Here is a 14392-nt window from a genome sequence, read left to right on the forward strand (position 1 = left end):
AATATTTTTTAATTATAAAAGCTCTTTAGCTGCTTTTATTGCTGCTTCATAATCAGGTTCATTAGTGATTTCTGGAACATACTGTACATATTTTACAACATTGTTTTTATCAAGTACAAATACAGCACGAGTAAGAAGTTTTAATTCTTTTATTAAAGTACCAAATTTCTTACCAAAATCTCTTTCAGCATAATCTGATAATACTATATGTGAATTAGCATTAGCAGCAGCACACCATCTTGCTTGAGCAAAAGGTAAGTCTAAAGAAACTGTTACAACTGTTACACCAGGTAAAGAAGCAGCTTCTTTGTTAAATCTTTTAGTTTGTACATCACATACAGGAGTATCCAAAGATGGTACAGAAGAAATAATTTTTACTGTATCGCCAGCATCTTTTAAAGACCATGGACTTAAATCTGTTTTAACTCCAGTAAAATCAGGAGCTTTAGCACCTTCTACTAATGAAACACCTTCTAAATGTACTTCTCCGCCTTGAAATGTTATCTTCATAATATTTATCTCCTTCAAATTTAAAAATCAAAAAATTTATATTATTTAAAAACTATATATCTTTAAATAAATAAAGTCAATAGATAGAAGCATATTTTTTAGAACACTCTAACATTTATCTATATTTGATAATGCTTCTCTAGCAACCTCAGTATCATCAAAATGAATAGTTTTATCTGGGAATATTTGATAGGTTTCATGACCTTTGCCTGCTATTATCACTATATCATTTTCTTTTGCTTCTTTAATTGCCTCAAATATAGCTTCTTTTCTGTCTATTATTTTTTTGTAGTTAGAATGAGTAAAGCCCTTTTCTATATCAGACATTATTTGCTCTATGCTTTCAGTTCTTTGATTATCTGTAGTTAGTATAGATATATCAGCATATTTTTCTGCAATAGAAGCCATTATAGGACGTTTTTTCCTGTCTCTGTCCCCTCCGCATCCAAATACCACTATCACCCTATTAGGTTTTAATTTTCTAGATTCCACTAATATATTTTCTAAACTGTCTGGCGTATGAGAATAATCGACAGCCACAATAAAAGGACATTTCTCACCGCTCACTATTTCAAACCTTCCAGAAACCTGAACCTTTCTAATAGCTTTTATTACTTTTTCTATATCTAATTTATATTCATATGCATAAGCTAATACAGATAAAGAATTAACAACATTAAACTCGCCCAAAAGAGATAACTTTACTTTTGATATAAACTTTCCCTTAGCATAAAACTCATATTCACTATATTTTGAGTTTAGAGTTATAATTTTGGCATAATAATCAGCTTTTTCATTTAAGCCATAAGTAACCATTTTTAAATCTAATTTTTTTATATAATTTTTTATCTCTTTAAAATAATCTGTACTTATATTTATAATAGCCAATTTTTTCTTTTTTAGAGCTTTGTTTAAGCAGAGAAAATAATTTTAATTTAGCCTTCAAATAATTTTTCATATCAATATGATAATCCAAATGGTCTTCTGTGAGATTTGTAAATATTGCAGCATCATAATTTATATAGTCGCATCTATCCATAGCAAGTGCTTGAGAAGAAGCTTCCATTACAATATGAGAAACATTTTTTTTATATGCTTTATCAAAAATACTTTCTAAATCTATAGATTCTGGAGTTGTAAGATTAGTTTTTATTTCTGATTTGCCTATCATATTTTTTATAGTGCCTATTAGTGCTATTTTATTTTTAGCACTTTCTAATGCGGCTTTTAATAGATAGCTTGTAGTAGTTTTTCCGTTAGTTCCTGTTATAGCTATTGAATGCATTTTTTTTGTAGGCTCATCATAGAGTTTAGCAGACATATATGCTAAAGTTTCTCTTGGATTTTTACTTCCTACAAAACAAACATTTTTATATTTTTCTTTTAGACTGTTAATAAAACTTTTATCTGCAGAAATGTCATAAATAATAATACTTGCTTTATTTTTAATGGCACTTTCTATATATTTATGACCATCATCTTTTAAGCCTTTAATAGCAACAAATATATAATTTTTTTTACAAGTTTTGAATTATAAGCTATGGATTTTATTTCTAATTTTAAGCTTTCTTTTGTTATTTCTTTAATATTTAAATTATCATAGCCTTTTATAAGATTTTTAAAATATTTCATTTTTATTTACCTAAATTATTTTTTATTACTAATTTAAATACTAAAACTTTATAAATGGTAAAATATTATTTATCTGACTCTATTTTTAAATATATAATATCATCTTCATTTCCAGCAGAACTAAAACCATTGATTATAGCTGTTTCTATGAATCTATTTGGAGAGGATAATTGTGCCTCTTTTGCAGTAAGCACTTTTACTTCTTTTTCTAAAACTTCTATTTGTTTATCTAAATTATGAGCCTCTTGTAAAATTTCATTAGACTTCATATTTCTTATAAAAGTAAGCCCTATAGAAAATATTACAAATATAATAATAACCAAGAATAAAGCCCCAAGACTATATGTTTTTTTCTCTTTTTTTGTTTCTTTATTATTGTCAATAACTTTTTTGTCTTTTCATAAAACCTCAAATTAAATTATTAATTTTGCAACTCTAAGTTTAGCACTTCTGCTTGCTGGATTTAATTTTATCTCTTCATTTGTCGGAGTTATAACCTTAGAATTTAGTAATTTAAATATGCCATCTTTATTTTTAGTTTTTTCATTATCTTTCAAAAATCTCTTAACTATTCTATCTTCCAAAGAATGATAACTCATTATAGCAGCAACTCCGCCGTTTTTTAAAATTTTGCTAATATTAGAAATTGATTTTTCTAATATATTAAGTTCATCATTAACTTCTATCCTTATAGCCTGAAAAACTAATGTTGCAGGGTGAATCTTACCAAATCTTTTTGATTTATCAGTATGATGAAATATAATATTTTCTAATTCTTTGGAAGTTTCTATAGTTTTCTTCTTTCTTTCATTTACTATAATATTGGCAATCTTTGAAGCATTATGCATCTCACCATATTCTCTAAAAACTCTCTCAAGCTCTTTTTCTGAATAACTATTAATAACATCATAAGCACTTTTATTATTAATACCAAGACGCATATCAAGTTTAACATCATCTTTAAAAGAAAATCCTCTATTAGCTTTTTTAAAATGAAACATAGAAACGCCAAGGTCATAAAGCATAAAATCCACATTGCCAATAACATTTTCATCAAGCTCTTCTAGCATTTTATCATAAGTGTTATTATAGTAGTGAAACTTCTGATAATCTTTAAGTCTCTCTTTTGCAACTTCAAGTATTTTATCATCTCTTTCAAAGCTATGAACTTCAAGATTCAAATCAAGCATTGCTTTAGTATGTCCGCCCTCTCCTAATGTAGCGTCCACTGCAATATTTGCATTTTCTGGTATGAAGCTTAGAATTTCTTTAAGCATTACAGGTGTATGAACTATATTATTATCCATATCATATATTATCGGTATAAGGTATTATAAAAAACAATATAAGCAATTTTTATATTTAAATAATTATATTTTTTATAAGGATATATTATCAACTTTTTCCCGCGTACGAGCTGTACCACCTTGCCGCACGGTAATGTTATTCTTTAATTATAACTTCTTAGTCGTGCGGAGGAGTGCCTTTTAATGTACAATTAAATTATAAAATTTATAATAAGAATGCAGTTCTTCGCGAAGCGTATCCGAAGGATATAAGGTTCTTTTATACCAATACCGAAGGTACCTTGCCGCAGGCACGCAGAGCGTCGGTAAAAGAAGTGGGGGTGTGTACCCTAAGGGCACGCTTCGCAGGAGCAAAGCCACCACAAACAAAAAACTTAAAAATATTTTTTACAAACTTAAAAGTATTTACTATGTTTTACTTTTTAAGAATTATGTTATAAAATAAACTACTATATTATTAATTATGAGGCACAATGAAAAGTTTTAAAATAGAATCGAATTTCAAGCCTTCAGGAGACCAAATAACAGCAATAGACTCTTTAGTTAAAGGGCTTGAAAATAAAAATAAATATCAAACACTGCTCGGAGTTACTGCAAGCGGAAAGACATTCACTATAGCAAATGTTATAGAAAAAGCAAACCGCCCTACTCTTGTAATGTCGCATAACAAAACTTTGGCAGCACAGCTTTACAGAGAATTAAAAGACTTCTTTCCAAACAATGCAGTTGAATATTTCGTTTCTTATTATGACTACTATCAGCCTGAAGCATATGTTCCTGCTAAGGATTTATATATTGATAAAGACGCCTCAGTTAATGATGAGATTGACAGGCTAAGACTTAAAGCTACTACTTCGCTTCTTGAAAGGCGAGATGTTATAATTGTTGCTTCTGTTTCATGTATATATGGTTTGGGTTCTCCTGAAGATTATAGAAAGCTCTATATCGCAATAGAAAAAGACGGAGAATATGACAGAGATGAGATAATCGAAAAATTAGTGTCTATACAATATGAACGTGTTAAAGATGTGCTTGAGAGGGCAAGATTTAAAGTAATGGGAGATACTTTAGAGATAATGAGTGCCTATTCTGATGAGGTTATAAGAGTAGAGTTTTTTGGAGATACCGTTGAACGCATCATAAAAATTAACCCTATCACAAGACAAAAAATTGCCGAGCAAGATAGAGTTGTAATATATCCTGCAAAACACTTCGTTACAGGCGGAGACAAATTAGCAGCAGGAATAAAATTAATAGAAGAAGAACTTGAAGAACAATATAATAAATTTAAATCCGAAGGAAAATTGGTAGAAGCTGAAAGAATATATGGAAGAACAAAATATGACTTAGAAATGCTTAGAGAAGTGGGATACTGTGCAGGCATAGAAAACTACTCTCGCCCATTGTCAGGACGTAAAGAGGGAGATAGACCTGCTTGTTTGATAGACTATTTTCCAAAAGATTTTTTAACGATAATAGATGAGTCGCATGTGAGTGTTCCTCAAATTAGAGGAATGTTTTTTGGAGATAGAAGCAGAAAAGAGACTTTAGTAAAATATGGTTTTAGGCTTCCTTCAGCATTAGACAATCGTCCATTATTTTTTGAAGAGTTTGAAAGCCTCACTAATGATACAATATATATTAGTGCTACTCCTGCAGAATATGAACTTAAAAAAAGCAGCCAAGTTGTAGAGCAGATAATTCGCCCTACAGGACTCCTTGACCCTATAATTGAAGTATATCCTATAAACGGTCAAATAGACAGAATTCTTGAAGAGATAAAAAAAACAGTATCCAACAACGAAAGAATATTTATAACAACACTCACAAAAAAAATGGCAGAAGACCTCACAAAATATTTAAATGAAAATGGTGTTAGAACTCGTTATTTGCATTCAGACATTCAAACAGTTGAGCGTGTTGAGATAATAAGAGATTTGAGGCTTGGGGCTTTTGATGTGCTTGTGGGTATTAACCTTTTAAGAGAGGGGCTTGATGTACCTGAAGTATCACTCATACTAATACTTGATGCCGACAAAACAGGTTTTTTAAGAAATACCACTACTCTAATACAGACTATAGGGCGTGCTGCAAGAAATGCTAACGGCAGAGTGATAATGTTTGCAGACACTATAAGCGATGCTATGAAAGTAGCCATTGAAGAGACAGAAAGAAGAAGAAAAATACAAATGGACTACAACAAAGAGCATAACATCACTCCAAAAACAATAATCAAAAAAATACAAGATATAATTGAAAGAGAAGAAAAAGTTGAAACTTCTTATGAGCTTCATTTTGACTTTAGACGCTTCAATGAAAGAGTAAAAATTGACCCAGAACAAAAAAGTGATGATTATATAAAAGAGCTTGAAAAAGAGATGAAAAAAGCTTCAGACAGTTTAGAGTTTGAAAAGGCTATTGAAATAAGAGAGAAAATAAATCAGCTTAAACAATTAAAGCCGGCAAAAAAATCTGTGCATAAAAATATCACTTCAAAAAAGGCTAAACATTAAACCCTACTTTTTAAAAGCATACTTGTGAAAATAAATGCAAGAAGGAAGTATACCCAAAGCCCAGCCAACAGGATTTGCAAACCACACTCCAACATATCCAAATGGTATAGACAAAAATACTGAACCTCCAACCTTTATAACAAGCTCAACTATTCCAGAAATTAAAGGTATAAGCGCTTTTCCTATTGCTCTTATAGAGTTGTTGTATAATAATATTATAGCTAAAAACGGGTAAAACATTGATGATATTCTTAAATAGCCTCTGCATATCTCTACTATTATTTCTATATATTCATCATTGCTTGAAATAAATAGCCTTATTAAATTATCTCCAAATATAAATATCACCAAAGTAGCAAATAAACTTAAAGATAATGATAATATTATTATGCTTCTAAAACCTTCTTTAATTCTGTCAAACTTTTGTGCTCCGAAATTTTGTGCTACATAAACAGCAAAAGCTTCAGACACTACAAAATATGCCATAGAAGCAAATTGATTTATTCTGTTTCCTGTAGTATATGATGCTACAACATTAGTACCGAATGTATTAACAACTCCGCTTATAATCATCTCACCTATAGATAAAAATATTGCCTGCACACTCATAGAAACGCCTATTTTTATTATCATAAATAAATTATCAAAATTAAAAACAATATCTTCTCTATAAAGTTTTAGTATTGGAAATTTTTTAATAATGTATAACACACTTAAAAAAGCAGATATTATTTGCGATATTACAGTAGCAATGGCAACACCAAATACATTCATTTTGAGTAAAGCAACAAAAACTAAATCTAATATAATGTTTAAAACAGTTGTAAGTATCAAAAAATATAAAGGAGTTTTGCTGTCTCCCAAAGCCCTTAATATACTAGAAGCTCCATTATATATAAGTTGCCCAAATGATAAGCCCACACATATTTGCAAATACAATACAGAATTATCTATTATATCTCTTGGTGTTTGTAGTAATATCATAAGAGGTCTTGATAAAAATATACCAAGTACAAAAAGAATTAAAGAGCTAAATAATGTTAAATATATGGAACTAATAAAAGTAGTTTTAAGCATACTTTCATTTTTAGCCCCAAAAAACTGCCCCATCACTATAGAAAAAGCATTAGTAAAACCTATAGCAAAAGATAAAAAGAAAAACATAGTGGAAGTAGTAGCCCCAATAGAAGCTAATGCCCTTGAACCTACAAACTTGCCTATAATAATGGTATCAGCAACTCCATAAAATTGCTGAAATATTCCTCCTATAAGCATTGGTATAGAAAAATATATTATAGTTTTAAACGGACTTCCTACAGTCATGTCTTTTGTCATAATAAAAACCTGCAAAAAATTATGCATATATGTTATACGTGTTTTTAAAAAAATACAAATATATTTTAGAGAAAAATATTTTAATTTATTTTATAATTATATATAATAAATTTAATATAAAAATTGCTGGTGATATTTTATGAAAATAGTTTGCCTTGGAGACAGCACTACTTATGGTTATATGGTTAATAGAAATCAAGTTTGGACTTCTATATTAAATACCAAATTCAATAACTCTAATATACAGTTTATAAATAAAGGCATAAATGGAGATACTATTTCGGGAATGTATTTTCGTTTTGATAATGATGTTATTAATGAAAAAGCTAACACTTTGATACTTATGGGCGGAGTAAATGATATATTTCTTTTTAAGCCTTTGGAAAATATAAAAAAAAGCTTTATTGATATAGTAGATAAATCTAAAGAAAGAAATATAGATATAATAGCATTCACACCCATACCTTTTATAAAAGAAGATTTTACTTTTTTTGAAGTTGGTAATTTAGAAGAGATGTATAACATATTAATAGAGTATGTTAATTTTATCAATTCCTACACAAAAGAAAATAATATAAAAAGCATTGATGTTTATAATATGTTTAGAAACGAAATATTAAAAGAATATGACTATTATGATTTGTATTTTGACGGTGTTCATTTAAATAGTGAAGGTCATAATGTTTTTTCTTCTTATATATTTGAAAGATTAAAAGAGTATATAAAGTAAAAGGATTCACTTTTATTCAGCTTTATAAAGATAAAGCCAAATAAAAGTGGGAGATTATTTATGAAAAATACTAATTATTAAAACAAAACTTATAAAAAAAAGTAAAATATTTTTTATTAAAAAACTTTTTATTTTTCAATTAGCCATTCATCACCATATTGTTTTAATTCTAAAATTAAAAACTCCCCCATATCCTCATTGCTAATGCATAAAACATTATCATCATCAGAATAAATTGTTATATCATCGAGTTTCATTTGATTATTGATAATATCAAGATAATAATCAATCTCCTGAGTTGCTAAAAACCAGTCAGTATCCATACCTTCTGGAGCTCCGTCATTTTGTTTATTTTCTTCCAAATTCTTTTTTATCTCTTCAAAACTATTCTCTAAACTTTTAATATAGTTATCAGAAAAATATCCTGACTCTCTAAACTTAGATATATAATCATTAGCATTGCCCATATTAACTTCATAATATCCACCATTTTCAAAATTAAACTCAACTATTTTATTGAAAACAGAATTAATATCATCATAATTTTGAGCATACCATCTGCATGCATTATAATATGCTTTCTCTTTAGTGCTTTTATCGTTAGAATCTATTTGTTCAGGAGATTTTTTATATAGACCAGTAAATCCATAGCTTCCATTAGGTTCTGTTACCATAATAGTATTAGCATTTATAGGCTGAATTGATATAATATAACCGCCATCAGCCCCAACAATTTCTTCATAATCTAAAGTATTAGCACCTATAGCACAATAAGGTTCAACATATTGATTTTCTTCTAATATCATTTTGCTTGTATCTGTACTTTGAATATTAGTTATTGTTTGTCCGTTTTCATTTGTTATTATATTAATGGCATATAAATAAAAACTATCATCATCATTTTTATTTAACTCAATAGAAGCATTATTATTTGAATATATACCGTTAAAATTATAAGTATTAATATCAACTACTTCTTCTAGTTTATAGTCTGACTCATTTATTAATATGCCTTCTTGTCTTTCATTATATTTATCAAAAGTTACATCTGCTTTATTCTCATAAGGGAAATTATCAAAATTAGGATTTTCTTTTACTTCTCTGTAATAGTAATTAGAATAATAATTTTCTCTTTCCCATTTAGTAATTATAGTTTCAACAGGGTCGCTTTCATACCCCCTATAATTATCTTCATAAAGAATGCCGTCTTTTACAGAAAAACCTTTATAATTTGTGGCAATATTACTTGGTCCTTCTTTGTATTTATCTTGTATATTATAAAGCTCATAATAATAGGCATTAGTGCCGTCTAAAGAAGATTCAAATATATAATTTTTATCTTCTCTGTAATCTCCAGAATTAAATACATACTCTATATCACCATTATCTTTGAAAGTATATTTAGCTTTCCCGTTTATAACTATTTTATTTTTTACCTTATCCAAAAATGCCGCATCTGACTGTGATAATATTTTTGTTGCAGGTATAGTTTCATTTGACTCTATAGATTCATTTGTTTTTACTTCACCATTATTAGCATCTGTTTTGTTTCCGCATTGAATGATAACTAAAGATATTATTGTAACTAATAAAAATATTCTTTTCATAAAAATTTCTCCATTAATATTTTATACAATATTATTCTATTATAAGCAATATAAACTTTTTAAATAAATATGTTGAGTTTAGTTTTTTGGTATAATAATGTTTTACTTATTTCTCATTTCATCATAATTTTTTGTCATTATGTTATACCAATAATCTAATTTATCATTATCATCGCCTTCTATATCTTTGAAATAAAAAGGCTCTAAAAATCTTATCTTTATTTTCTTAAAAGGCCTTAACACAAAACTTCCAGCCTTCATAATATCTCTAGTACCATATATAACAACAGGAAGCACAGCCACATCTTCACATCTCTCAGCAATTTTTAATATACCTCTTTTTGGTTTTTTAATCTCTCCGTCTTTGCTTCTAGTACCCTCTGGATATATGATTATACTAGTTTTTGATTTTAATCTATCTTCCATATCATCTATAGATTTTGCCGCCCCTATAGTACCCCTTTTCACAAATATATAATTAGCTAAACTCATACCAAAACCAACCATAGGTACCTTACCGTAGGTGTCTTTAGAAACAAAAGCAAACATACCCTTAAATATTGCAAAACAACAAAATATGTCAAAAGCACTTTGATGATTTGGAGTAATTAGATAAGTTTTTTTATAATCATAATTCTCTATGCCTTCAATATCAAAAGAGATAAAGGCACTTTTCATTAAAAAAGTTCCCCAAAGCTTTGCTATATTATGAGTAATTTTTATTGAAAGCTTCTTACTAAAAGGTCTCACTAAAATAAACAAAATTACAGCTATTACAAATAAAATAATAGTGAAAAGTACATTTAATAAAATATAAAATACGCTAAATATAATCATAGCAAAGAGTTTAATATAAATAAAAAAATTATCAATAGCCTAAATTATTATTTTTTGTATTATTGATGCAAAATATCAAATCATTATTTTGTAACAGTTTGAAAACTATAGCCTAAAAAAGTTTTCCATTTAGAATCTTTTATATCATCAGCATTAGGCACTTTCAAAGTTGTAAGTTTTGTACAAGCAACAAATATATCTTTTCCTACAGTTGTTACATCATTTGGAGTTTTTCCTAAATAAGTAAGTGTAGTTAAAGATAATGATGCTGAAAATGCAAGATTTCCTATAGTAGTTAAAGAAGATGGAATACTTAAAGTTACTAATCCAGAATTGGCAAAAGCACCAGCTTCTATAGTAGTTACAGAGTTTGGTATTGTTAGCTCTTTTAATGATGACGCTTCAAGAAATGCACTATCTCCTATTGTTTTAAGAGAATTGCCTAATGTCAGCTTTTCTAATTTAGAGCATTGAAAAAAAGAAGCCTCTTCTATAGTAATTACAGAGTTTGGTATTGATATTGCCCTCAAAGAAGATAGCATATGAAAAGCATAAGATTTTATAACTGTTATTTTATTTTCTGGAAATACAAAAGTAAATATTACATCTTCTTGAGTATTCATGCCTTCAGCAAACATATAACTTTTTATACTGCTATCGTTAAAATTAATACCGCTTATATCTATGATTATATTATTAACTAAAAGATTTTTAGCTGCTGTGTAAATTAAAAAAGAAAGAGAATTACTTTGAGAATAGTAACTTTTTGCTGTTCCTTTAAGTATTACTTTATATATCCCTTTTTCTTCAAAATATAATTTTAAGTTTTCTTCTATTTGTTTTGTTATATCAGCATCATCTTGAGAAATATCTACGCCATATTTTATTAACTCTTCTTCTGTAGCAGGAGGGATAATATTTTGATTATTGTCTTCTTCTTGTTTATTATTTTCAGCACTAATAGGATTAAAACAAGATATTATAACTAAAAAACATAATACTATTGATATAATATTTTTAAGCATACATATAACCTCAATTTATTCTTGTTGTTTAACTTCAGTAAAATTACGCCCTAAGAAGTTCTTCCAAGTATTATAATCTGGATTAGGAACATTTGGAAGTATTAAAATTGTAAGATTATCACAATACAAGAATGAATCACTTTGATAATTTATATCATTAGGAGAAGTACCTAAATAAATAAGCGTCTTTAAGTTACGAGAAGTATTAAAGGCTGAGGATTTTATTTCTTTTACAGATGCTGAAATAGTTAATTTTTCTAAATGAGAATTAGCAAATGCACCTTCTCCTATTGATATTACAGAATCTGGTATTATTAATTCTCTTAATGATTGTAAATATACAAAAGCATAATCTCCTATAGTTTGCAGCTTATTGCCTAATACGAGAGTTTTTAATGAGTAAATAGATTGAAACGCTCTGTATTCTATTGATATAACAGAATTAGGTATTGTTAGTGAATCTACATTATCTAAATTTAAAAATGAACGTTGTCCTATAGTTTTTATTTTATCATCTGGAAATACAAAGCTTAATCTTTTTTTACTTATTCCTCCGCTTGAAAACATTCCTTCGGTTATAGTAGAATTTTGAAAATCAATATTTTTAATGTCTATTGTTATATTATCAGCACCAATTTTTTCTGCTGCTTTTATAGTTAAAGCGGCAAGAGAAGAGTTTGCTTTTAGCATATAATCTTTAGGAACACCTTTAAATATTACTTTATACGAAGATTTTTCAGTATAATATGCTTGTAATTTTTCTTCTATCTGTTTAGATATTTCAGCATCATCTTGTGAAATATCTATAGCATACTTTTGTGCTTCTTCATCTAAAACGGGCGGTGTTACATCTGGAGGCGTTACTGTAGAGCCGCCAGTTTGTCCTGAGTCTCCATTATTTACATTATCTGGATTACTTGGACTAGAACATGACACTGCAAATAAAAAACATAATAATAATACAATTTTTTTATACATAAACCCTCCATAGCAAAATTATTTATGTTGTTTAACTTCAGTAAAATTACCTCCTAAAAAAGTTTTCCAAGCAGGGTCAGATATATTTTCAGCATTAGGTACTATTAAAGTTTGAATACTAGTATAACCTTTAAATACATCTCCATTATGTTTTATAGCATCAGGCTTTGTTCCCAAATAAGTAACAGTAGTTATAGAATCTCCAAATGGTTTTGTACCTAAATAATTAACAGATGCCGGTATAGTTATTTCACTTATTGGACAATAAGAAAAAGCTAAATCTCCTATATATTCAAGTTTACTATTTTCACCAAATTTTACTGTTTTTAACCCTGAACCTTGTTGAAAAGCAGTAGCTCCAATACCAATAACAGAATCAGGTATTGTAATTTCTTGTAAAGCCTGATAGTTACGTATAAAAGCACTGTTATCTATAAGTCTTATTATATTTTCTGGAAATATAAAAGTTAATTTATAAGAAGGATTTAAACCATTAGCCCCTTCAAACATTCTATATTTTATCTTTCTTTCATTAAAATAAATTTTACTAATATCTATAGTTACATTATATGCAAATATTTCTTTTGCGGCTTCTAATACCATTCTCGCAAGAGCACTTCGCTGAGAATATTCAGCTTTTGGAGTTCCTATAAATATTATTTTATATCCATTACCTTCTTTCTTGCACTCTTCCAATCTAGTTTTTATTTTCTCTTTTATTAAAGTATCATCTTGAGAAATATCTATACCATAAGTTTTTGCTTCTTCATCTAAAACAGGCAAAGGCGGAGCTATTTCAGTCCAAGGTATATCAGTATTTCCTCCATCGCCTGTACTTCCTCCATCTCCCGTATTTCCAGAACCGCCACCATTTCCAGATCCTCCTCCGTTTACTATATCTCCATTATTTGTATTATCTGGATTACTCGGACTTGAACATGACATTGCAAATAAAAAACATAACATTATTAATAAAATTTTTTTATACATAAATCCTCCAAAATAAAATTACTGCTGTTTAACTATAGTGAATTTTCCTCCTAAAAAAGTTTTCCATTTCTCATCATCAGGATTTGTAGCATTAGGAACTATTAACGTTGTAAGACTAGTGCAATTATCAAATATACCGATTCCTTTAGTTGTTATATCATCTGGAGTTTTACCTAAATATGTAAGAGTAGTTAAAGATGATGCACCATTAAATGCATTATTACCAATAGATTTTACTGATGCTGGTATAGTTAACTCTTTTAATAATTGACAATACATAAATGCTCCATCTCCTATAGTTTCTAAATTATCTCCAAATATTATTTTTTCTAAATTTAAACAACTTTGAAAAGCATAAGCACCTATTGTATTTACAGAATTAGGTATATTTATTTCTTTTATAGCATACAACAAGAAAAATGCATAAGAATCTATAGTTTTAATTTTGTATACAGGAAATATAAAATTAAGAGGTATCTCTGGAAGAACTCCACCTAAAAACATCAAACTACTTACAGCATTATTTTTAAAATCAATATTACTAATATCTACATCTACAGAATTAGCACCAACTGTATTAGCAGCATTTAAAATTAAATATGCAAGTGATTTCGTTGTAGAATTAAAACCATAATCTTTTGGAATACCTTTTAATATTACCTTATAACTTCCTTTTTCATCAAAATATAATTTTAAATTTGATTCTAATTGACTAGCTATAACATCATCATCTTGAGAAATATCTACTCCATACTTTTCTAATTCACCAGGAGGCGTAACAGTTTCAACTTTATTTGTATCACCAGTTTGATTTGTATTTGTAGTATTTGGACTATTTGGATTTGAACAAGATATTGCCACTAAAAAACACAATATCATTAATACAATTTTTTTATACACAATTTATTCCTATTTACTCTAAATTATT

Annotated in this window: 15 protein-coding genes; 2 read left to right on the forward strand and 13 right to left on the reverse strand. The window is 28.1% G+C overall.

What is annotated here, in order from left to right:
- Window positions 1-12 precede the first annotated feature (12 nt).
- The 6 genes from tpx to rsmH all read right to left on the reverse strand — a co-directional run bounded on the left by tpx (window position 13) and on the right by rsmH (window position 3449).
- A complete protein-coding gene (gene tpx / locus BPP43_RS04475) occupies window positions 13-510 on the reverse strand; it encodes a thiol peroxidase (RefSeq protein ID WP_013244991.1) in 498 nt (165 codons plus the stop codon).
- 108 nt (window positions 511-618) lie between these two features.
- Window positions 619-1398, reverse strand: coding sequence for a Mur ligase family protein (locus BPP43_RS12040; protein WP_252832403.1), 780 nt, complete (start codon window positions 1396-1398; stop codon window positions 619-621).
- The gene (locus BPP43_RS12045; RefSeq protein ID WP_252832404.1) at window positions 1364-1831 is read right to left on the reverse strand and encodes a Mur ligase family protein; all 468 of its coding nucleotides are present in this window, start codon (window positions 1829-1831) and stop codon (window positions 1364-1366) included. The genes BPP43_RS12040 and BPP43_RS12045 overlap by 35 nt, the downstream gene beginning before the upstream one ends.
- A gap of 161 nt (window positions 1832-1992) precedes the next feature.
- Window positions 1993-2142, reverse strand: coding sequence for a UDP-N-acetylmuramyl-tripeptide synthetase (locus tag BPP43_RS12050; RefSeq protein ID WP_015274295.1), 150 nt, complete (start codon window positions 2140-2142; stop codon window positions 1993-1995).
- A 65-nt stretch (window positions 2143-2207) separates the two neighbouring features.
- Window positions 2208-2525 carry a hypothetical protein gene (locus BPP43_RS04485; protein WP_041752814.1) on the reverse strand — a complete coding sequence of 106 codons (318 nt, stop codon included), beginning with the start codon at window positions 2523-2525 and terminating at the stop codon, window positions 2208-2210.
- A gap of 30 nt (window positions 2526-2555) precedes the next feature.
- Window positions 2556-3449, reverse strand: coding sequence for a 16S rRNA (cytosine(1402)-N(4))-methyltransferase RsmH (rsmH, locus tag BPP43_RS04490; protein WP_015274297.1), 894 nt, complete (start codon window positions 3447-3449; stop codon window positions 2556-2558).
- A gap of 473 nt (window positions 3450-3922) precedes the next feature.
- Between rsmH and uvrB the strand changes: the two genes are divergently transcribed.
- A complete protein-coding gene (gene uvrB / locus BPP43_RS04495) occupies window positions 3923-5962 on the forward strand; it encodes an excinuclease ABC subunit UvrB (protein ID WP_013244987.1) in 2040 nt (679 codons plus the stop codon).
- A 3-nt stretch (window positions 5963-5965) separates the two neighbouring features.
- On the opposite strand, the gene BPP43_RS04500 is transcribed toward uvrB, so the two are convergent.
- On the reverse strand, window positions 5966-7297 hold the full coding sequence (locus BPP43_RS04500; protein WP_015274299.1) for an MATE family efflux transporter: 1332 nt from the start codon (window positions 7295-7297) through the stop codon (window positions 5966-5968).
- Window positions 7298-7436: 139 nt separating this feature from the next.
- Here BPP43_RS04500 and BPP43_RS04505 point away from each other — a divergent pair, with 139 nt between their 5' ends.
- Window positions 7437-8027: a GDSL-type esterase/lipase family protein gene (locus BPP43_RS04505; protein ID WP_015274300.1), complete on the forward strand. Its 591-nt coding sequence runs from the start codon at window positions 7437-7439 to the stop codon at window positions 8025-8027.
- Between the two features lie 128 nt (window positions 8028-8155).
- On the opposite strand, the gene BPP43_RS04510 is transcribed toward BPP43_RS04505, so the two are convergent.
- The 6 genes from BPP43_RS04510 to BPP43_RS04535 all read right to left on the reverse strand — a co-directional run bounded on the left by BPP43_RS04510 (window position 8156) and on the right by BPP43_RS04535 (window position 14364).
- The gene (locus BPP43_RS04510) at window positions 8156-9634 is read right to left on the reverse strand and encodes a hypothetical protein (RefSeq protein WP_015274301.1); all 1479 of its coding nucleotides are present in this window, start codon (window positions 9632-9634) and stop codon (window positions 8156-8158) included.
- A 102-nt stretch (window positions 9635-9736) separates the two neighbouring features.
- Window positions 9737-10471: a lysophospholipid acyltransferase family protein gene (locus BPP43_RS04515; RefSeq protein WP_013244982.1), complete on the reverse strand. Its 735-nt coding sequence runs from the start codon at window positions 10469-10471 to the stop codon at window positions 9737-9739.
- A gap of 83 nt (window positions 10472-10554) precedes the next feature.
- Window positions 10555-11496: a leucine-rich repeat domain-containing protein gene (locus BPP43_RS04520; RefSeq protein WP_015274302.1), complete on the reverse strand. Its 942-nt coding sequence runs from the start codon at window positions 11494-11496 to the stop codon at window positions 10555-10557.
- A 15-nt stretch (window positions 11497-11511) separates the two neighbouring features.
- Window positions 11512-12474: a leucine-rich repeat domain-containing protein gene (locus BPP43_RS04525; protein ID WP_015274303.1), complete on the reverse strand. Its 963-nt coding sequence runs from the start codon at window positions 12472-12474 to the stop codon at window positions 11512-11514.
- A gap of 18 nt (window positions 12475-12492) precedes the next feature.
- On the reverse strand, window positions 12493-13464 hold the full coding sequence (locus BPP43_RS04530) for a leucine-rich repeat domain-containing protein (RefSeq protein ID WP_015274304.1): 972 nt from the start codon (window positions 13462-13464) through the stop codon (window positions 12493-12495).
- Between the two features lie 18 nt (window positions 13465-13482).
- Window positions 13483-14364, reverse strand: coding sequence for a leucine-rich repeat domain-containing protein (locus BPP43_RS04535; protein WP_015274305.1), 882 nt, complete (start codon window positions 14362-14364; stop codon window positions 13483-13485).
- Window positions 14365-14392 lie beyond the last annotated feature (28 nt).

Source organism: Brachyspira pilosicoli P43/6/78, assembly GCF_000325665.1.
GTDB classification, from domain to species: domain Bacteria; phylum Spirochaetota; class Brachyspiria; order Brachyspirales; family Brachyspiraceae; genus Brachyspira; species Brachyspira pilosicoli.